The sequence below is a fragment of the Streptomyces aurantiacus genome (assembly GCF_001418335.1).
GTDB lineage: Bacteria > Actinomycetota > Actinomycetes > Streptomycetales > Streptomycetaceae > Streptomyces > Streptomyces aurantiacus.
In genome coordinates this window covers 3,358-3,626 of the sequence record NZ_LIPP01000522.1, presented here as the reverse complement: position 1 = coordinate 3,626, position 269 = coordinate 3,358, and the positions used below count along the sequence as shown (strand labels likewise).

General features: G+C 68.8%; 1 pseudogene. It reads left to right on the top strand.

Annotated elements, in window-relative coordinates:
• Positions 1–21: 21 nt before the first annotated feature.
• Positions 22–255, top strand: a pseudogene (locus AOK01_RS39875) (hypothetical protein); the annotation flags it as partial.
• Between the last annotated feature and the right edge of the window lie 14 nt (positions 256–269).

The window sequence follows — 269 nt, the reverse complement described above, 5'->3', positions numbered from 1 at the left end:
AGATGGGTATAAGAGACAAGGGCGGCGGGGGGTGTGGAGGCCGTGGCCGCCGTTCTGACGCTGCGCCATGGTCTGATTCCGCCGACCATCGGCTGCGTGGAGTCTGCCGACGGGCTGGGGGTGGATCTGGTGACGGGCTCGCCCCGTGCGCTTCCCCTGTCTGGTGACCTGGTGTTGAGCAACTCGTTCGGCTTTGGGGGGCACAACGCGGTGTTGGCGTTGCGACGGGGGTCGTTGGGGGTGTCGGTCGGCTGACGGCCGGTGGGGGC